The organism is Novipirellula galeiformis, from assembly GCF_007860095.1.
In the GTDB taxonomy this organism is placed as follows: Bacteria; Planctomycetota; Planctomycetia; order Pirellulales; family Pirellulaceae; genus Novipirellula; species Novipirellula galeiformis.
In genome coordinates this window covers 1-21,103 of sequence record NZ_SJPT01000022.1, presented here as the reverse complement: position 1 = coordinate 21,103, position 21,103 = coordinate 1, and the positions used below count along the sequence as shown (strand labels likewise).

Below are 21,103 nucleotides of genomic sequence, written 5' to 3'. Positions count from 1 at the left end.
CCCCCCCCGGAAAAGGGGGGGGGAGGTGCTCTGACCCCACAGGCTGTTTCTACCGCCCGAGGTGACGATCTCCGACGAAGCGATTTCGGCATTGCTGCAACATGTATGGCCTGGGAATGTGCGTGAGCTGCAACAATTGGTGCATGCGTCGGCGGCGCTATGCGAAGAGAATCGGGTGACGCGATGTGACCTCGGTTTGAACCTTAAACGCGAAGCGAGTGACGAGGCTCCGTTTGAGCCGTATCTCGATTTGCCGCTAACCGAAGCAATAACTCAGTTGGTCGAAGATTTTGAGCGACTGGCGATTCAGCGTGCATTGGAAACGGAATCGCATAACGTCAGTGCAGCAGCGCGGCGGTTGGGGATTCACCGTCAAAGTCTGCAGCAAAAAATGAAAGCGTTAGAGAACCAATAAATGTGGGATCGGCTTGACGTCAGTCATGGTGCTCAACCGCGGGTCCCCAGACTCCTGCCTGGGAACTCAATGAATCGTAGGCTCCCGCCTGCCGAGCGTGAAAAGAGGAGACGTGAGTCTCGAAAGCCGTTTGTCCCCAGGCAAGAGCATGGGAAGGAGCGATTTTCAGGCGAAGAAACGATAAACCTGACATCCAAGGTGCCTGTCCCACTAAGGATCTTTAGATTCGAGACACACCAATTGTTCGTGGCGTTTAGTGCCTCTATCGACGCCCACTCGCAAGAACATCTGGCTTTCGGCCACTGCGGGACTGGCGTACGCGTCATCGCCCAGCTGATTGGTGGAAATCAACTTGAAAGTGTCCTTTTCGTTCTCAAACACAAACGTTTCGCCGCTCAAGTTGGAAACGTAAACCACGTCGTTACAAACGATCGGCGAGGCACTGAAGTTGCCTCCTAACCGTTCTCGCCAAATGACGTCTCCCGTATCCGCGTCCCAGCAATAGGCCACACCTTCGTCGTTGACGACGAACAGACGATCGTCGTTCAAAACCAGCGAGGGCTCGTAAGCTTTGGTGCGAACGGACCAGATTTTTTCTCCGTTGGCGGAAAGACAAGTGGTTTCTTTTTCGGGATAGCCACCACTGGCAAAGATTCGGTCGGCGGAGGTGACGACGGTGCCGCAGGTCGCTTCGGCGGTGCAGGGGGTGCTCCACCGTTTTTCACCGCTGGCAGGATCAAAGCTTGTCACCGCACCACAGCCACTGATTAATAATTGATCGCGGCCGCCCACGTTGGCAACTGTGGGACTCGAGTAGCTGCTGATGTTGCCGCGAGCCACTCGCCAAGCGATCTCGCCGCTTTCGCCATCGACCGCCGCCAAATACCCGCCACCCATATTGTCAGCGGCAAAAATTACCAGCGACTTGTACAGAACCGGCGACGGAGCGTAGCCAAACTTGGAGACAAATTTGCCGATTTCTCGCTGCCAAACCACATTGCCATCCAAATCGAGTGCAGTGGCAACGATGGCGTCGGAATTTAAAAACGCGGTATAGAGCCGAACGCCATCACACGCCAAGGTGCCATTGGCATGCGTTGCCTTGTGGTGCACCGCTCGTTCGGACGGAAAGCCGCCGGTGTGAACGTCGGTGGTCCACTTCGACTTGCCCGTCGCACCATCAAAGGCAAGTACCTGTTGCTTTTGTGGGTCTTGGATGGCGGTCGCTAAATAGACCGTATTCGCCACGACGATCGGCGAACTGTGTCCACGACCGGGGACCTCGGTACGCCAGACGACGTTTTGCTCTTCGCTCCAATGCGTCAACAACGGTTGATCGGGGACGACGCCATCGTGCTGCGGACCACGCCACGCCGGCCATGGTAGCATCAATTTATCGCTGATGACATCGACGATTTTCACATTCGACCTGGCCGCGGTGATTTCTTCGACCGGGTTTTTACGACCACAGCCGCTGCTCAGCAGCAGCAACGGAGTCAGCGTCAGCAATAAAACGCGGTTCATCGTCATCGTCCTGAATGAATCGATCTTGGCCGTTTGGCGTCCTCTGTCATTTACAACTTACCTTGCCGCCAAGATGTATGTCAGTGCTGCGATCTCGTGTAGGGACAGAGCATTTCCGTTGGGGGTGCGTCGTTACACCTCAGCAGGTTCCCCCAGGAAAAGTGCTCTGTCCCCAAGCTCTGTCCCCAAAGGGAAACGTGGACATTTGATGGCATTCCGGTCTTCAAGGATTCTCGTGTAGGGACAGAGCATTTCGTTTGGGGGGGCGTCATCACACCTCAGCTGGTTCCCCAGAAAAAGTGCTCTGTCCCCGGAGGGAAACGTGGACATTTGATGGCATTCTGGTCTTCAAGGATTCTCGTGTAGGGACAGAGCATTTCGTTTGGGGGTGCGTCAACACACCTCAGCTGGTTCCCCAGAAAAAGTGCTCTGTCCCCAGAGGGAAACGTGGACTTTTTGATGGCATTCTGATCTGCAAACGGCCGAGTCGCTCGCGTGATTGTCGAGGGCTTCGGTGCCGTGCAAAATCACGCGAATGCTCTTTCCGAGCACTACGCCTTGCGGTCGAGCGATGGAAAGCATCTGCTGGGGCCCATCCATGCGATCGACTTCGGTCTCGCTAGCAAACGATGCGCGAGCCCGTTTAAACATGAGCCCGTTTAAACACGAGCCCATTTCAATAAGGGGCCCATTTCAATAAGAGTAATGGAAGCAAACGTGCCGATTCGGAGTGTCGCTGGGAACGAGCCCACGAGTTGCGGAGAGGATGACATCCGCAATGCATTTGGCTAGGAATCAAGTTTGCTTTGCAGAAGCCTGCAACGCTGGAAATCACCACACGACACTCGCAACGTCAACTTGACAGGGAAGGTGCAACATCGAAAGTACGGGGCAAATGGAACGCATCGATCATTTCACGACGCCCGAGCCGTCGTCACCCCACTCAATGAAGGGGCCGTCGCGATCGGCGAACATCGTGTTGATCGCGGGAATCTTGCTGGTTGCCGTCAACCTGCGCCCCGCCTTGGCAAGTGTTGGGCCGTTGATCGAAGACATTCGGCAAACGACCGGGCTGTCCAATTCACAATTAGGGTTGTTGACCACGTTGCCGTTGATTGCGTTTGGGGTGATCTCGACGTTGACACCGTTGTTTACGCGTCGTTTCGGTATCGGCGGCACGTTGCTCGGGGCGATGGCGTTGTTGGCGTTAGGGGCTGCGATGCGCGCCATCGCTTGGCTTCCCGCCCTGTATCTCGGAACCCTTTTTGTGGGGGTCGCGATCGCGTTTGGCAATGTGTTGCTGCCGAGTTTGACGAAGCGGAACTTTGCCTCGAACTCAGGTGTCATTACTAGTCTTTATTCAAGTGCGATGGCATTGGGCGCTTCGCTTGCCGCGGGGATCAGCGTGCCGTTGGCCAACGGGCTTCAACTGGGGTGGCGGGGAGCGCTTGGGATTTGGGCGATCCCCGCCGTGGTTGCCTTCGTTGTTTGGATGCCCCAGTTAAGTCGCTTAACGCGATCGGAGCCGAATCGAAGCTTCACCAAGGCCATGCATCATCTGGGCGGCTCAAAATTGGCGTGGCACGTGGCGCTCTTTATGGGCCTTCAATCGCTCACGTTCTACGTTGTTTTAGCGTGGTTGCCCGCCATCCTGATCAACTGGGGCTATGATGCGACGTATTCAGGTTGGATGCTTTCGCTGTCCCAGGCGATGGGCATTGTGGGATCAATGATCATTCCGACTGTGGCGGGAAGAAAAGCAGATCAGCGCGGCATCGTCTGGTTTTTGGCGGTCGTGGAGACGATTGGGCTCGCCGGCTTGCTGATGGATCCGGGAGGACGGATTGCATTGTGGGTTTCACTGATTGGATTTGTGTCGGGAGGCTCCTTTGGATTGGCATTGTTGTTTATCGTGCTTCGCGCGAAAGACTCCGAATCTGCGACGGAACTTTCGGGGATGGCCCAGTCGATCGGCTACATTCTCGCGGCAACCGGCCCCACGCTCTTTGGCGGTCTGTTTGATTTGACGGGACGTTGGACCTATTCCCTTCTTTTTCTATTCGTCATCGTTGTCTTCAAACTGTGGATGGGGGCAAAAGCGGGCACACCGGGAACGTTGCATTGATGCTCACGACGCTAAGCGTGTGAAGCGACGATGCAACCGTAGAGCTCAGAGGCAAAAGGGCGGAGCTAAGACGCAAGCAGGGCGCGGGCCGTCCAATCGGATCCCGCGATGCAGCGAGTTGTTGAGGTGGTCATCGAGCCAACGCGTAGGGGAGTTCGTAGACCGCATAAGTTTCGTTTTCGTCCTCGCTGAGCGGATAGACTCGCACCATCGGCAAGTGTTCGCCGGTGATACGACGATCGACGACGATGTAATTCACCCCATACTTTTCCCGGTATTTGAGCAAGGAGGGGTAGTGAATGGTGACGCGGATTGTGCTCAGACGAATCGGATAGATTTCACGAAAACGCGCATACCATTCATGCAAACTCTTGGAATCCTGAGGGACATCTTTCCAGTTCACGACCTCCGCCCGCTCGGCATACCATTTGAATGATTGCTGGTGGCGTGGCGTCAAAAAGATGGCATCCGAAGCGGTCGTCAACCGGATCCAATGGCAAACGTTTTGCCAATCATTGAAGACTTGTTGTTGGACCGCCGGATCGGCGTCGACGTCCCAGCCTAAGACGGCGTTACTGGTCGAAGGGGGAACGGCCAATTGGATTCGCTTCCAACTGCTATAAGAAACCAGCACCGCGCAAACGGTGATCGCCCACAAACCTGGGGTCCGCCATAGAGGGACCGGTTTCGGTTGGCACAAACAACGCATCGCCAGCAGTGAAAACCACAAGGCGACCACTGCATCGGAGAGTCGGAACCAATAGTATCGCAACAGCTTCGCAGCCAGATCGGGCGCGTAGTCTTTGAGCAATCCGAGCATCAATCCGATGAAGGCGATGGCAATCGCACCGGTCGTAAACGCGCCAACCCGGTTCCATCGCTCGCGGTGCCCCTGATGTCGCGTGATCCAGGCTAGCAGCAGCGCGGTGGCCAGCAGCACACCGTGTCGGAGATACCAATGGAATGGGAAATTCGCGGGCAACAAATGGTGCGGCAAGCGGAAATAGGTGTAGATCCGTGCTGCACGCACCGATTCCTCGGGGGTTCCTCCCATCGTCAACCACAACGCGGGGACCACGCCCAGCAATGCGATCGCGCCTCCGGCAAACAAAGCGGGGGTGAAAAACGGTTTTCGATCGTGTTGGTGGCGTTCGCAGAGCAACCATGTCACGGCGGCGGCGACCACCGCCCAACCGCCCGTCAAAACGTGAAATGCCGAGGCGATCCCCAGTAAAATCCAAACTCGGTTGAAGCGGCGGTGGACGAGTTCAGCCAGTGCGAGCAAAACGAAGCCGTAGGCCGGCACTTTCGCTTCGATTCCCCCGATGATCCATTCGCCAGCTAAGTTCCCATACTCGATCGAGGCGATCCAGGCGACCGCGACACCGAGCGTGGCAAACCGTGTTGCGATCAGCGACGTGGTCAAGCGATACAGCCCGAACGCGATCAAGGTCCAGCCGACGAATCGACCGAGCCAGGCGGTGGTCTGGAGCGAAACGAAGAGCGTGGGCCAACCGAACACATAATAAAACGTCGTGTGGGCCTTGCCCGATGCGGTGAATAAATCGTTTGCACACCAATCCGGTTGCCAAACGTTTTTGGCCTTCACCAAATAGTGGGCTTCATTGACCATCGGTGGAGCATCGCCTGCGTAGATAAAGAACAACGCAACGACTAGCATCACTTCCCACACCGCGAACCAACGCCATCCACCGCTGGGGATCGGATGATCCGGGGCGGAGGCTTCCTCGATTGGCAACTTGGTTTCGCGTTCCACGGAAACGGTATCCTTTAATTTTTGCATTCACAAATGCGAGTAAGGGGGGGCGGACTGCGGTGCGGAGCCGTCCTAGCAAAATGAGCTGATTCTAAATTGGATTGCGACAGGAATGGTAACGTCTTTTGGAGATACGTTCTTTTTGAGATACGTTCTGTTTCATCCGCAATGGGGCGGTTTAGAGCAATTTGAAAAATGACGTGGGATTCAAGCTGTAGCTGCGTTCGCCAGAACGCGGTCCACCGCGAACGCGACGGTAGCGACATCAAAATGAAAACGGCTTTAATGGCTCGAAAGATCGACGGCCATTTGGATCGCGGACATCATGCTGGTGTGGTGGGCGATACCCTGCCATGCCAAATCCATTGCCGTGCCGTGATCGACGCTGGTGCGCACGATCGGCAATCCGAGGGTGACATTGACGGCGTCGTCGAACGCGAGTGCTTTGAGCGGAATCAAGCCTTGATCGTGATACATACAAACGTAGACGTCGACCTTGTTTCGCATCGCGGGCGTGAACGCGGTGTCGGGGGGCAAAGGACCGATGACGTCGTGTCCTTCCAAACGAGCTTGGTCAATCGCCGGTTGAATCGTTTGGGATTCTTCGCCATGACTAAACATCCCGTTTTCGCCCGCATGTGGGTTCAAACCACACACGGCGATGCGAGGTGTCCGCTTTAACCGCCGCTTGAGTGCATCGGCCCCCAAGCGGATCGCTCGTAGAATATTGTCGGTCGAGAGCAGTCGGGGAACATCGGCGAGCGGCACGTGGATGGTCGCCAGCACACATGAAATCGACTCGCTCGTCAACATCATCGAAAAATCGGAAGTGCCGGTTTGCGAAGCAAGCAGTTCGGTGTGTCCGGGGAATTGGATTCCGGCGGCATGCCAGGCTTCCTTCTGGATGGGCCCGGTCACGATGGCCGCGGTTTGCTGTGCTCGTGTGGCGTCGATGGCTTGGCAGACGGCGTCGTAGGAGGCGCGGCCGGTGTCGGCACTAAAATGGCCTGGTTGAATCAATGCGGGGTGGGCCAACGGAACATCCACGAGCGGTGGGACGGGCAAATCGAAACGCGTTGCCAAGGGCTTTAAAACCGCTTCGGGCCCGTACAGAATGGGGGTGCAAATCGCGTTGATCTCCGCCGATGCGGCACATTTGAGGGCTAATTCGGGGCCAATTCCCGCAATATCGCCGACCGTGATGGCAATCCGGGGGCGCGTCGTCGATAAGGCAGCTGACATTGATCTAGCGTCAAAAACGGGGATTCGTTGAGATACAGTAAGGCGGTGCACCCTACAATGGAGCCGTGCCACACAAAAAGTAGCCGCGCCAAGCAAAATGCAGCCGCGCGACCCAATATCGGGTGCGACCAGAGACCGGGTACGACCAGAGACGCAGCTTAGCTGATTTCGATCCCTTTATTGAATGACCGGTATGATCTGTCGAAATTTCTTTTTCTCGCTTGCCGTTTTGCTTGCCGGGGTGGGGCCCGCGTTGATCGGGACCGAGGCTGCGGTTGCCATCGATATCGTGGCGGTTTGTCCAAGTGAATATCGTGATGGTTTCCAAGCATGGGTGGACCATCGCGAACAAGACGGCTTGACCGTTGCGGTGATTGAGAACCACCCCGACGCCCGCTCGTTGTTGAAATCGATCCAACGATCGGCGGCTCCCCAAACTCGCTATGTCGTCCTGGTCGGCGGCTCGCCCGCGATTGGCACGACCTGTGACCCAACACGTGAAATCCCGACCACGTACAGTCCCACGACCGTGACGGCGAAGTATGGTTCGACCCCTACGCTCTCGAGCGACATGCCCTATGGCGACTTTGACCAGGATGGAATTCCCAATGCCGTCGTCGGACGGTTCCCCGTCAATCACAAAACCGAATTGAAGAATCTGATCGATCGTATCATTCGCTATGAGCAGAATTCCGATTTCGGCTTGTGGCGAGGCGATCTCCAATTGGTCGGTGGCATCGGAGGCTTTGGTGGCATGGTCGATACGGCGATTGAAACGGTGACACGAACGATCGTGACGGGAGTCTTGCCGGCGGAAACTCGTACCACGGTGGCGTACGCGAGTCCCAACCATCGCTTCTTTCCAAAATCAAAATCGTTCACCGAAGCGGTCATCGAAAATTACAATCGTGGCTCGCGGTTTTGGGTTTACGCCGGCCATGGCCAAGTCACGCAGTTGGACCGAGTGCCAGCCAGTGCCGAAGGGCGTCCAGTCTTGGATCGTGATAGCGTGGGGCAACTGAATTGCGCCCACGCGGGGTCGCCGATCGCTTTGTTGTTGGCATGTTACACGGGAGCGATCGATGCACCGGAGTCTTGTTTTGCCGAGCGGATGTTGTTGGCCGACGGAGGTCCGGTGGCCGTCATTGCCGGATCACGCGTGACCATGCCTTACGGCAATGCAACCGCAGCGATCGGGTTGATCGATGGGGTGTATCACAAAAAGGAAACACGACTCGGCGACGCATGGCTGAGTACACTCGTGGAGATGCAGCGAGATGCGGTGACCGACCGATCGACCCCGCGCATGATGGTCGACTCACTCGCTGCGATGATTAGCCCCGCAGGCACCAACTTGGTCGAGGAGCGTCGCGAACACACCCGGCTCTATAATCTACTGGGCGATCCTACCCTGCGATTGCATCCGCCGCAAACGATCGATTTGAAGGTGGCGCCCGGCTACCATGCTGGAGAAACGATCACGATCGAATCGACCAGTTCGATTGATGGTGAAATCACGATGACGTTGGATCGGCCGCTCGGTTCGCCCCCGGTCGCAGCGACGTCATTGGGATCATCGCTCCATGACGATGACGACCCGAATGAAACATCGATCGCCTCGGTCACTCAGCAGGTCACCGCAAACCAAGTCAATAAAAGCGTTTTTGTGTTGCCCCTCGGGATCAGTGGCCCGTTGACGATTCGCGCGTTGATCGCGGGCGAGAAAACATGGGCGACCGCGGCGGGACGCACCATCATTCACCAACACAAGCATTGAGCGTGAAGGCTCGGCGCTGATGTGGTTTTCCAAGCCGCGTTGACTCCATTGATGTCTTGCCCCGCCAGCGGTCTTGCCCGGTGGTTGTCTTGCCCGGTTGCTACGGTGTCTCGGTTTTACTGCGTCTCGGTTTTACGGTGTTATCGACACACGGTTTCCTGCGTTATCGACACACTCGATCGCATCCCATAAGTTCAGGGCGATCGATCGTCATTGATGCCGCACGCAAGACGATGAAAATTCACTGACCCATCCAAGCTGACCCATCCATGTCTGAGACTTCGACTCCTTACGACTCGTTCCTACTCGTTTCCTTCGGTGGTCCCGAAGGGCCTGAGGACGTCATTCCGTTTTTAGAGAACGTTTTGCGGGGCAAAAACGTGCCACGCGAGCGGATGATGGAAGTCGTCGAGCACTACCAACATTTTGGCGGCGTCAGCCCCATCAACGAGCAAAACCGCCAATTGCTCTCGGCGATCAAGCAAGATTTTGCAGCCAACGGGATCGAATTGCCGGTCTATTGGGGCAATCGCAATTGGACCCCTTATTTTGATGAAACGCTTCGTCAAATGCGTGATGATGGTTGCAAACGGGCGATCGCCTTTTTCACCAGCATGTTCAGCTCCTATAGCGGTTGCCGCCAATATCGTGAAAACATCGCGGCGGCTCAGCAGGCGGTGGGCGAAGACGCTCCGGCGGTTGAAAAAGTACGTATGGGGTTCAACCATCCGTTGTTCATCGAAACGCTGGCCGACAATTTACGCGGTGCCGCCAAGTCGATCGACGCCGATCTCGTTTCGACTCAGGTGCTATTTACTGCGCATAGTATTCCATTTTCGATGTCGGATCATTGCGATTACGAGCGGCAATTGAACGAGGCGTGTCGTTTGGTCGCCGATATGGCTGGCGCCGATCATTGGCGGCTGGTGTATCAAAGCCGCAGCGGCCCGCCGCAACAACCATGGTTAGAGCCCGACGTGTGTGATGCGATTGCAGAAATGGACGATGCCTCTCCCCTCGGTTCGACGATCGTGATGCCGATCGGTTTCGTCAGCGATCACATGGAAGTCTTGTTCGATTTGGACGAGGAAGCGGCTGAGTTGTGTCAGTCGCGTGGCATCAAAATGGCGCGGGCGGCTACCGCAGGGGTATCCCCGAAATTCGTGACGATGATTCGTGAACTGGTGCAAGAGCGGATCGGTCAGGATGTCGCGCGTCGCGCAGTGGGAGAACTCGGTCCGTGGCACGATATTTGTCCCACCGATTGCTGTCTCTATACTCCGTCGCGAGGGCGACCCCAGTAGGGATGGCGTGAAAGTGGAACGATGACGCGACCCCGGGCGAGTCCTACTTCTATCCACCGCTCGATATTACTTGCTCGACGTTACTCGTTCGATACCTTTCGCTCGATACCACTCGTACAACCCTATTCAGGCTGCTTAGGAGTTTTCCGTGGAGCTCATTGAAGCACAACTCGATCGACTCGTCGGCCCCACGCACCATTTCGGAGGTCTCGGCGTAGGCAACGTTGCATCGTTATCGCACGCGGGAAATATTTCCAATCCGGCCGCTGCGGCGATCGAGGGGCTCGACAAGATGCGCATGGTGGCAAGCTATGGTGTGCCGCAATTCATCTTGCCGCCACAATCGCGTCCGGACATCACGTTTCTTAAACAAGTCGGTTTCCAGGTCGAGGATGATTCCGCGTTGGAGCACGTCGGTGAGGAATCCCCTGCGACGTTTTCGGCTGCGATGAGTTGTTCGGCGATGTGGACCGCCAATGCGGCGACGGTGTCCGCCGGCGTTGACAATCGCTTTGGAACTCCAGCGATGACGGTTGCGAATCTTACGGCAAGTTTGCATCGTGCGATTGAGCCGCCTGCCACGCTACTAGAACTACGCAATGCGTTCCCCCATGCGACCCTGCTGCCTCCGCTGCCGGGCGGTACTGCAATGCGCGATGAAGGCGCCGCGAACCAGATGCGATTCGGGAATGGCGAAAACCAAGCGGGGCTCCATTTGTTTGTCTACGGTGATGGGGAACCGGCTCCGAAACACTTTTGGCCACGTCAAACGCTGTGCGCTTGCCAAGCGATCGCGCGCGGCCAAGGTCTCGATCCCGATCGGACTTTCTTTGTGAAGCAGAACGTCAATGCGATCGACGCCGGAGCGTTTCACAACGATGTCGTCGCGGCGAGTCACCACGATTTGCTAATCCATCATGACGCGGCCTTTGATGATCCCGCTGGCGTGATCGCTGCGATGGAGGACCGGTACCAAGAAATCTTTGGCACTCCCCTTCGCCGCATCGTGGTGAGCGAATCGGAATTGTCGCTCGCCGACGCGGTGAGCACCTATTTGTTCAACAGTCAAATTGTCACTCCTCGACAGTGCGTCGGGACGAGCGAGGCGAAACCGGTTTTGATTTGTCCCACGCAAGTCCAACAACACGAAGCGGCCAATGCATTGATCCAATCCTGGATTGCGGAATCGGGTCTCTTTAGTGAAGTGCAATTTGTGGATCTTAGCCAAAGCATGTCGGGCGGTGGTGGTCCGGCGTGTCTGAGATTGCGGATCCCAATGACCGAGCAACAACTTCAGCAAACGAATGCACGTTTTCGTTGGACCCCGGAGTTGGACGAACGGCTTCGCGAGACGATCCAACGGTTTTATCCGACTCAAGTTTCGCTATCCGAACTGGCCCACCGCGACGTGGTCACGCAGGCAAAAAACGCTCAAGCGGAGATCGGCAAGCTGTTCCTGAGCGAGGAGTTACGCGCTTCGGCACAGTAGCCTCCCCCCCGTAACGTTCCACGCCGATTTGCGGTAAACCCGCGGCGTGGTTGAAGTTATTTTCTAATTCTTCCCTAACATTCCTTTGCCGGTTTCGTTGTCTGTGATGAAACCGTCGTCTTTTACCTATCTCTCATCCCAACATTATGTCGGATCACTCATCACCCCAGTGGCCCGCCGAAGCCCTCAGTCTGTTGGTGGATCGTTACGAGCGACCGCTGTTGGCGTATGCATCGCGGATGCTCGGTGGCGATTGGCAGGAGGCTCAGGACGCGGTGCAGGAAACGTTTCTGCGGTTGTGCCGCGAGGATCGAAGCAAAATCGAATCTCGCATCGCAGCTTGGCTGTTTTCCGTCTGTCGAAGCCGAGTCATTGACATGCAAAGAACGAAACACTCGACGCCCATCGATGCGTCCAAAGTCTCGCTAGCCGATCCGGCGCCGGATGTGTCGGAGGTTGCCAGCGAAGAGGAAACGAAAAATCAGTTGTCGGAAATGGTCAACCAATTATCGCCTCGCCAGCAAGAGGTCTTGCGGCTTCGCATGCATGCCGGGCTGAGTTATCGCGAGATTGCCGAGGTCACGGGACTGACCGTTAGCAACGTGGGCTTTCACCTTCACGAAGCGGTTCGCAATCTACGCAATTCGCTGGCGGTTAGCTAACGTCGCATTGCAAAAACGGAGCCAGCGAGTTTGCGTTGCTGGCCCCTTTTTGCCTGAGACTGCTTAAAACAATACACCACTCTACTTGAGTCCTGATATGTCTGAATCCATCTGGAATGACCCACGGATCACCGCCTACGCGCTGGACGAATTACCACCCCATGACCGTGAAGCGTTTGAATTAGAATTAAGAAACAACCCCGAGTTGGTTGCTGCGGTCGAGGAAGCTCGTGGCGTGACCGAAAAACTGGATGCTTTGTTCGCGGCGGAGACGATACCTCCGTTGGATGCGACGCGTCGTCAAGCCATCATCGCGGGTGAAACACAGGCGTCGATGGGAGTGGAGGCCACGCAAACTGATTGGGTGACGCTCCGTCCGAAACGCGCTTGGTACCAACTCAACGCTGTGGAGTGGGGAGTCACCGCCGCGATCGTCTTGATCCTGTGTGCGATCGCGATCCCCGCCAACCTGTCACGCCAGGTCGCGCTGAACGAAACTGCTCGTGAGAAGGAAAACGAGGCGTTGGTCAAGGAAAAGTCGGCTGAGATGGCGCAGACGGGCAATGAGCTTCTCGAAGCCGACGACGCGATGTCTCCTGCGGCGTCTCCGATGATGGCGATGGACGCCGACAGAGACGCCAAACAAGATGCGTCCCCGCGGAGTCCCAGCGGATTGCGTTCTTCGGTGACTGCACCTCAGGCCTCCGAACGGGGCGAGGTTGCGGCAAGAAAACGGCATCGAGCCTCGCTGGATAACTCGATGGATCAGTTGAGCGTTTCCTCGGCCCCGGTTTCCTCGCCTCATGATCCTGCGTCCGGTCAAGACAGCGGCGGCGTAGGTGGTGCGGGTCAGGAGAGCGCCGCGAGCGTGATGAGCGATTCGGTCGAGCCGTCGGCTCCGCAGGCAAAAGGGGCCCGGCAGGCAAAGGGGGCTCCACCGTCACCAGCCGCCATGGCCCTGGACGCTGGTCCAGCTCCTGAAACGCAGAGGGAGGCGGGGCAACCATTGAGTTTCTCGGCGAATTCCTCGATGTCCCGCAAGGCAATGCTGCAAAACCGATCTGCCCAAGACGAATCCGCAAACGAAATCACTGAAGCCGAAAAGTCCGAAGTCCACTCGTTGGGGGCGGTCAGCCCCATGTCGATTGACAATGAGGCTGCGGCCGGGGATGCCGGTTCCCCCACTCCGCCGCATGAATTGGCTTTAGGCAAAAACAAGTCGAAAGACAGAAGTAAGCCAACCGCGGAACGCATTCTCGCCGAGCCAAGTGAAGCGGTTCCGGCGACGGCACCGCCCGCGATGGAAGGCTTTGCAATGGATTTGCCAGCCCGAGGTGCTCGCGTCCTTCAACATCATGACGGCCTCGGCACAAAGGTAACCCCAACTCGCTCGCACGATTCGAAAAATCTTGGACGACCTCCAGCGAGCAACACGCTTGACGAAGAAGTCACTCGTCCCGAAGGGGCGGGACCGGGAACCCCAGGCGACCAATTTGACTTTATCGAAGACAATCCGTTCCGGCGCGTTTCGGAGCATCCTCTGAGCACGTTCTCGGTCGATGTCGATACGGCGAGCTATAGCAAGGTTCGTGACTTTCTTGTGCGAGCGAATCAGTTGCCACGTCCCGATGCGGTTCGGATCGAAGAGATGGTCAACTACTTTGATTACCACTACGCACCGCCAGCGGCCGATGACGAACATCCTTTCGCCGCTCGCGCGGTGGTGACCGAATGCCCATGGAATAGCGAGCATCGTTTGGCTCGCATTGCACTGAAGGGCAAAGTGATCGAGCGGTCCGAGCGCGCACCCTGCAATTTGGTTTTCTTGCTCGATACCAGCGGTTCGATGAACCAAGCCAACAAGTTGCCATTGGTGCAAACCGGCATGAAGATGTTGCTCAAACAATTGAACGAGAACGACCGTGTCGCGATCGTGGTTTATGCGGGATCGGCTGGCTTGGTACTCGACTCGACCATCGTAAAGAACGGCAAAAAGATCCGCAAAGCGTTAACGCAATTATCCGCTGGCGGTAGCACCGATGGCGGCAGCGGGATCGCCTTGGCCTACCAAGTCGCTCGCGACCATTTCATCAAAGACGGCGTCAATCGTGTCATCTTATGCACCGATGGTGACTTCAATGTTGGCACCACCGGCACCGATGCCTTGGTTCGCATGGTGGAAAAGGAAGCACGGGGGAACGTCTTTCTGTCAGTGCTCGGTTTCGGAATGGGCAACCATAACGATTCGATGCTGGAGCAAATCAGTGGCCGAGGCAACGGCAACTATGCCTTCATCGATACCGAAAGCGAAGCTCGCAAGGTGTTGGTCGAACAAGCCAACAGCACGTTGGTGACCATCGCCAAAGACGTCAAATTGCAAATCGAATTCAATCCCACGTTGGTCGATTCCTATCGATTGATCGGTTACGAGAACCGCGTCCTTGCCAAAGAAGACTTCAATGACGACCAGAAAGATGCTGGTGAAATCGGTGCGGGGCACAGTGTGACGGCGCTCTATGAAATCGTTCCGGCGGGATCCGCAGCCGATGCAGCGAAACCGAAGGTCGACGAGCTGAAGTACCAGGCAAAGCCCGCACCGACTGACGCCGCCGAGAGCGACGAGATGATGACGCTAAAACTCCGCTACAAACAACCCGACGGCGATACCAGCACGTTGGTCGAGTTCCCGGTTTCGGATGATGGCAGCGACTTTGCCGAAGCGGACCAAGACACTCGTTTTGCCGCCGCTGTGGCGGGTTTCGGGATGCAACTTCGCCGTAGCGAGTACAAAGGCAATTGGACGCTCAGTGACGTGATCCGCGTCGCCGAGCAAAGCAAAGGCGAGGACGCGTTTGAGTTGCGAGCCGAGTTCATCGAGTTGGCCCAAAATGCTAGCGACTTGATGGGCCAAGAATGAGGTCGGGGGAAACCGATTAACGCTAGCCCTCCCCCGTGTTTCTTGCCAACATTTCCGTGATTCTTGATCGTGGCCTGATACCTGTGATGAAATCAGGAACTACAATTCCCATCATTGGCCCCCACTCTCCGTGGGGGCAATATTAATGAGTGGCATTGAGATCGATGGTCACAGCATTTTTTCTCCGCTCGCGTTTTTCATTACAACTTGGGTTTGCCATCGGTTTCGCAGTCACCGCTACGACCGGGTTTGCGCAAACGTATGCCTCGCCGAGTTTTGTTCGCGGGCTACCCACATGGTCGAACGACGCTGCGGTTACGCTCCGTCCCGATCATGGCCAAACGCGTGCACCGGACCCTGCCCTGATCGAACGGCTTGCCGTCGAGGCGGGGAAAGCCAACTTAAATCGTCCGTACCCGAGATTGCCTGGGGAGTTCGAGTCGCAGCGAGCACTCATGTTCAGCGTCAGCGATTGGCAAGCGCACGATGCGGTGATACTTCAACAGATTGTGCAAAAGACGGCTGGGCACATCCCCCTTTTGATCCTTTGCAATAACCCGCAGCAACTCGTCGACGCCGTGGATTGGATCGCGCGTGGACGCGTGCCCACCCATCACGTTTACTTTTGCGAGATCGATCTCGACACCATTTGGATGCGTGACTTTGGCCCCTTGCTAGCCGAAAGCCAACGTGGCACCGATGTCATCGACTTTTTCTACGAAGGCACACGTCCCAAGGACGATGCGTTACCGATCGTTTGGGCCAAACGTACAGGAGCAAAATTGGTCTCGGTCCCATGGACAATGCAAGGTGGTAATCTGCTTAGCAATGGACGCCGTTTGGCGTTAACAACCCATCGCATCTTCGAAGACAATCGCATCTCGTTCCCCAAGCCTTGGCCGGGTTTGGAGCCCGAAGTCGAACGTCACAAAATGGTCATCGAAGCGTTCACGCAACACTGCAACTTGGCCGAACTTGTCGTGCTGGAACCATTACAACACGAAGAGACCGGGCATGTCGACATGTTCGCCACCTTCCTGCGTGCCGATCAAGTGGTGGTGGCTCGAGTCGATCCGCGATCGGATCCCGTGAACGCTGCGATTTTGGATCGCAACGCCGCTCGACTGCAACGCGTTGTGGTCGACGGAAACCCCATGCAGGTCATTCGCATTGACATTCCACCACGGCAAGGCACTTCGTGGAGCGCCTACACCAACGTCATCTTGGCAAACAATCTGGTCTTGATTCCCATCTTTGACAGCGACCCAGCGGAGTTGGTCGCTAGAGCGATGGAGATCTATGGACGTCTGCTTCCCAACCATGCGATCAAGACGGTTGACATGACTGGTTTGAAGGAAATGCAGGGCGAATTGCATTGTTTGTCGATGAATTTGCCCGCCTTCGCACCGCTTCCCGATAAAGTGATCGACTTCGCCAAGGCGGAAGACTATCGTCGTCGGTTCAACGCAATCGAGCCGCAATAAGGCAATGCGTGTGGTTTAACGATGATCGTTTACCGCCGCCTCGGTTTCAGATTCGCACATCGCGATTGGCGAAGTGGCCGTCGGCGATGGAGCACCCGTAGCGAAACCCTTAGCAAGTTTCGCTACCGGAGAAACCATTGGCAAAGCAGCGTTAGAGCATTTTTATCATTGATGTAGCTACCGTCGTTAGAGGGTGGGCCACGTTCTGGCGAACGTAGGTACCTTTGGGGAGCCGACATGATTTCTCAAAATGCTCTAGCGGAGATTGTCGTCTTTGCTGGCGACTTCGAGTTCGGGAATGACTCCCATGTAGCTCATCATGTCAGCAATTTCTCTCAAGCTAAGATCGTCGAGCAACCCACTCGGCATGATGCTGCTCGTGCTGGGAAGAATCTGATCGACTTCGGACTCTTCCACCCGGGAAATGCGATTGTTACTGTCTCGCACCAACACCGTTCCATCGCTTTGCGTCGACACCATTCCGACCAACACCTTGCCATCCAAGGTCAACACCTTCTTGCTGGCATATTGATCGCTGACGATGTGGGCGGGGTAGAGAATCGATTCGAGAATTTCTCGCTTGCTGAAGCGTCGAGCCACCGAAGTTAAATCGGGACCGATCGCTTGGCCCGTCTGGCCTTGGCGGTGACATTGATCACAACGGCCTTTCATGAAAACCGAGCGACCATGTGTCGAATCTCCTACGCGACCGGAGTCACTTTCTAAGTAGGTGATCAGTTCGTCTAAGTCCCAACGAGATTCGTCGGCGTTAGGCAGCACGGCTTCGGGGCGATCAGGATAGGTTTTTGCAAACCATTTTTGCCAAGGTGCCATCGACAACTTGGCTCCCTCGGGACGCTGCATGCCGGTCCAATGCTCAAGCAATTGCTCGACATTTTCGAAGGAGCCGCTGTTCTCTTGCGCCCGAACGCCCAACAAAATCAATTGACGAATTGCCATTGGGTCATCCGTCGCAATGGCTACCGACTTGAGTGCCTTGAGCACTTCTCCGGAGGTTTGCTCGTCGAGAATGTTCAAACTACGAACCAGGTAGTCCCAATTTTCTCCCTCGGGATCTTGTGCCAATGCCATGGCTATGACGCCACGTCGATCCGGTTCGCTTCGCCAAACCGAGCGTAAATAATCACCGGCACTTTCGTCTTTGCATGTTGCCAACATCGCAGTGATGCCGGTTCGTAAACGTCGTTCAACATCTCCGTGCTTCGGTTCAGCGACAAGTTTGCGATCGAGTTCGATCAATGTATTCGCGGTCTTCTTGTCGATCGGTCGCGGCAACTGGAAGATCGCTGCGAGCGCCGCGTTCCGCCACACATTACCTTGTTCCAAAATCGCCACGATATCCTCATCGGACAACGATTGAGCAAAGTCTCGAGTCACGTTGGACAAGTACATTGACAACGATCCGGCGGTCGCTTCCCCCGCGGCGTTCTCGTAATACTTCAAAATGCGGAAGCGTTGCTCGGCATCCCAATCTTTTGACAGGTATTGCAAGCACATCGCCACTAACGAACGGTCTTCGCTCGGGGCATCGGATTCGATAAAAGCGAGTGCTCGATCGGCAACCTGGTCGGCACCAAGATACGTGGCAAGTCGAATCAACGCATGATTCATTCGATTGTCACCCGCTGGAAATTCTTCGGCGATTTGGTCGCGAAACGCAGTTACCTTTTCGGGGGCCACCTTGCCACGATGCAGCGCGACTTCGGCCACACGCAACGCGTCGGCGAAATCAGCATCACTCAAAAATCCAGTCATCATTTCGCTAATACGAGCGAGAACTTTGATCGCATTCGCTTCGGTGGGATCTGCGTTGATCAATGCCAACATGCCCAGCACCGAGATCCGAGTGTCGTCGCTGTTGAGCACTTCGGCACTCCACAAATCGAGATGCATTCGTTCGAGCACCCGTCGCGCGGTGAAGGCTAATGTACGATCATTGGACGCCAGCAGTTCGAATATCCCGTCGACCGTCTCTGGCAATTTTCCGCTGCGAAGCATCGCTTCACATACCGCACGTTGAACCTTGGGGTCGGGATCATTGAGCATTTCGCTAAGTCGCGGTCCGGTTTTCTTGTCGGGGTGCACGCCCATCACTGCGACGGCCCGGGCACGCACGGCTTCGTTCGGGGAACGACTCAGTTCCATGATCAATTCTTCGTTCGGCACTGGACCGAATAATTCCATCAAATCAAGGGCACGCACTCGATAGTGAGGTGGGTTGTCATCACTATAGGCGACTCCCGCAACCAATTGCCCCCACTCGCTGCCGAGTTCACGCTTGATCGACGCGACCGCTTGACGCGCCCATGCGGATCCCATCTGGGGCTGGCGCACGGCGGCGGCAATTCCAGTTCCCAAGTTTTTCATGCGGTCAGGAATCTCGCCTTTGTAAACGACACGATAGACGCCACCCGAAGTGCCGCGTCCCCCCGTGCTGAAATACAATCCGCCATCAGGGCCAACGTCCAAATCGGTCACATTTAGCGGTTGGCCTTTGAGGAAGACCTCGCTGTCAGCGATATAACCCGAACCTTGTTTTTTCAATCGGACATTCAAAATCCGGCCTTCCGACCAATCCGCTAGAAACAGGGTGTCTTGGTAACGGACCGGATACATGTAATGTTCGTAAAAGATCGCTCCCGTGGGGCTGCCACGCCCGGTATCCAACATGTTTGGCAAACGATCAACAAAGTGCTCAGGCCACTTTGCCCATCCGGTTCGCCACCCGAGTTCAGCTCCCTCGGTGATATCAAACACAGCGGTCGGGCGGTACCAAGCCGTCCCAATGTCTGCTTCCATGTCCGAATCGTGAACGAAGATGCCGCCCGCAGAATTGAAAGCCAAGTCGTAGATGTTGCGAGTGCCTCCGGCGATACGTTCGACAATCGATCCTTCGATATTGGTGCGAATGATCGTGCCCCCAGGAGCCTTGACCCCGACGGCATGACCGCTGGGGTCTTCATAGCGAGGTAGAATATCGCCTTCGTAAGAATCGCTGTAGGTTTCTCCTGGGCCGGTTTTGCCCAAGGCATGAGTGTGGCTTCCCAAGGTGACGTAAATCATTCCATCGGGGCCAAGTTGCAAGCCATGCGCCCCGTGTTCGCCCACAGGGCCTTTGAATTTGACGATCGCACGCACTTGTTCTAGCGAACCGTTGCGATCGGCGTCGGACAAGCGATACAAGGCGTGACCTTCAGGCCCATCGCCGGTTACAAACACTTCGCCGTTGAGTGCCAAGATCCCTTGGCACGATTTGACCTGGTCACAATAGGTTCGCACATGTTCGGGAACGCCATCTTCGTCGCGATCGAACACGAGCAACAGTGGCCCGTTTTCTTGCGACACAATAATGTGCCCAAACTCGTTAAATGTCATCGCGATGACGGAGCCAACCTGCGCGTCATCAAGGACGCGTTGCACCCCGAAACCTCGTTGGATTTGGAAGCGTTCGCGCTGATCGGTCTCGGCGGCGACCTCGACATGCTCGCCTTGGTCCCATGGCACCGTATCGCCCAGTTCACCGAACGAAGACGCTTCGCCCCAAAGGCGATCGTTGTGCAGAATGGTTTCCCAGGTCGCAACTTCCTCGGTGCTCGTTCGCCATGAGGAATCGCTGCTGAAGGTGTACCATTTCTCGCTGCCGTCGGGCAGAATGGAAACGCGAGCGGCCATGGCCGCTTTATCGCCCTGAGTGTTGGCGACGCGGATGGCGACCACGTTGCGCCCCACCTCTAAGTGATCGGTGATATCGTATTGGTCAATTTGGCGAGCCGATTGCCCCTGGCCAATTTTTCGGCCATTGACGAACAGTTCGTATTCGTCATCCGCCGCAATCTCGATATGCCCCTCGGCAGGAACTTTCAAATTGAGCGGCTTGCGGAACAAGCAAACTTCACCCACCGGGACAGGGCTTTCAAACGACGTGTTGTGAGCCCAAATCCATTGAGCCTCCGCCGCAGAAAGCGCCGAACCGCAGCAGCTAATTAGCGCGACAAACAGGGGTGTTGCAATCCAAAAAATGGATCGCTCGAACGATTTGGAGTAGCCTTCCATGGCAATTCGTCATCTCGAGAGGGGAACGATTCGGTTCAAACAGTAAAGCTCGTTTTTGAAGGTAGGAGGGTTGCGATTTTGACGCAAGAGCGAATTGGCTGCTCGCCTCCTCCCAAATGTGGGGTGAGAGCGTCGACCATCCCCACCTGAGGGACAGAGCATCATTTCGGGGGTTGACTTTGGACGGGGCCAGGGGAACCATTCTCTTAGCGGAGATTGGACGGTTCCTTCAACTCTGGCGAGGTGCAAGATGGGGCGCTTGTCACGCTGCGAAGTCTTCGATCCTGGCGAAATCGCGATCGCTCACGTTCAC

General features: G+C 56.0%; 12 protein-coding genes. 8 read left to right on the top strand and 4 right to left on the bottom strand.

Annotated features, from left to right (window positions below):
- The first annotated feature begins 61 nt into the window (after positions 1–61).
- Complete coding sequence (locus Pla52o_RS26430) at positions 62–415, top strand: helix-turn-helix domain-containing protein (RefSeq protein ID WP_231612685.1); 354 nt, start codon at positions 62–64, stop codon at positions 413–415.
- A gap of 210 nt (positions 416–625) precedes the next feature.
- Here Pla52o_RS26430 and Pla52o_RS26425 read toward each other — a convergent pair whose 3' ends face one another.
- The gene (locus Pla52o_RS26425; protein WP_231612684.1) at positions 626–1,939 is read right to left on the bottom strand and encodes an outer membrane protein assembly factor BamB family protein; all 1,314 of its coding nucleotides are present in this window, start codon (positions 1,937–1,939) and stop codon (positions 626–628) included.
- An 895-nt stretch (positions 1,940–2,834) separates the two neighbouring features.
- Between Pla52o_RS26425 and Pla52o_RS26420 the strand changes: the two genes are divergently transcribed.
- Positions 2,835–4,064: a CynX/NimT family MFS transporter gene (locus Pla52o_RS26420; protein ID WP_197169559.1), complete on the top strand. Its 1,230-nt coding sequence runs from the start codon at positions 2,835–2,837 to the stop codon at positions 4,062–4,064.
- Between the two features lie 130 nt (positions 4,065–4,194).
- Here Pla52o_RS26420 and Pla52o_RS26415 read toward each other — a convergent pair whose 3' ends face one another.
- Complete coding sequence (locus Pla52o_RS26415; RefSeq protein ID WP_231612683.1) at positions 4,195–5,868, bottom strand: DUF6798 domain-containing protein; 1,674 nt, start codon at positions 5,866–5,868, stop codon at positions 4,195–4,197.
- A gap of 255 nt (positions 5,869–6,123) precedes the next feature.
- Positions 6,124–7,083 carry a 4-hydroxythreonine-4-phosphate dehydrogenase PdxA gene (gene pdxA, locus Pla52o_RS26410; protein ID WP_146597639.1) on the bottom strand — a complete coding sequence of 320 codons (960 nt, stop codon included), beginning with the start codon at positions 7,081–7,083 and terminating at the stop codon, positions 6,124–6,126.
- Between the two features lie 193 nt (positions 7,084–7,276).
- Between pdxA and Pla52o_RS26405 the strand changes: the two genes are divergently transcribed.
- The 6 genes from Pla52o_RS26405 to Pla52o_RS26380 all read left to right on the top strand — a co-directional run bounded on the left by Pla52o_RS26405 (position 7,277) and on the right by Pla52o_RS26380 (position 16,716).
- Positions 7,277–8,860: a C25 family cysteine peptidase gene (locus tag Pla52o_RS26405; RefSeq protein ID WP_197169558.1), complete on the top strand. Its 1,584-nt coding sequence runs from the start codon at positions 7,277–7,279 to the stop codon at positions 8,858–8,860.
- A gap of 269 nt (positions 8,861–9,129) precedes the next feature.
- Positions 9,130–10,164 carry a ferrochelatase gene (locus Pla52o_RS26400; RefSeq protein ID WP_146597637.1) on the top strand — a complete coding sequence of 345 codons (1,035 nt, stop codon included), beginning with the start codon at positions 9,130–9,132 and terminating at the stop codon, positions 10,162–10,164.
- A 148-nt stretch (positions 10,165–10,312) separates the two neighbouring features.
- Positions 10,313–11,653: an N-succinylarginine dihydrolase gene (locus Pla52o_RS26395; RefSeq protein WP_146597636.1), complete on the top strand. Its 1,341-nt coding sequence runs from the start codon at positions 10,313–10,315 to the stop codon at positions 11,651–11,653.
- A 146-nt stretch (positions 11,654–11,799) separates the two neighbouring features.
- Positions 11,800–12,315, top strand: a complete 516-nt coding sequence (locus Pla52o_RS26390) for an RNA polymerase sigma factor (RefSeq protein ID WP_146597635.1) — start codon at positions 11,800–11,802, stop codon at positions 12,313–12,315.
- A 97-nt stretch (positions 12,316–12,412) separates the two neighbouring features.
- Complete coding sequence (locus tag Pla52o_RS26385) at positions 12,413–15,232, top strand: VWA domain-containing protein (RefSeq protein WP_231612682.1); 2,820 nt, start codon at positions 12,413–12,415, stop codon at positions 15,230–15,232.
- A 164-nt stretch (positions 15,233–15,396) separates the two neighbouring features.
- Entirely contained in the window at positions 15,397–16,716 is a 1,320-nt protein-coding gene (locus Pla52o_RS26380) for an agmatine deiminase family protein (RefSeq protein ID WP_146597634.1), read from the top strand.
- A 255-nt stretch (positions 16,717–16,971) separates the two neighbouring features.
- Here the strand turns inward: Pla52o_RS26380 and Pla52o_RS26375 are convergent, their stop codons facing one another.
- On the bottom strand, positions 16,972–20,790 hold the full coding sequence (locus tag Pla52o_RS26375) for a HEAT repeat domain-containing protein (RefSeq protein WP_146597633.1): 3,819 nt from the start codon (positions 20,788–20,790) through the stop codon (positions 16,972–16,974).
- Between the last annotated feature and the right edge of the window lie 313 nt (positions 20,791–21,103).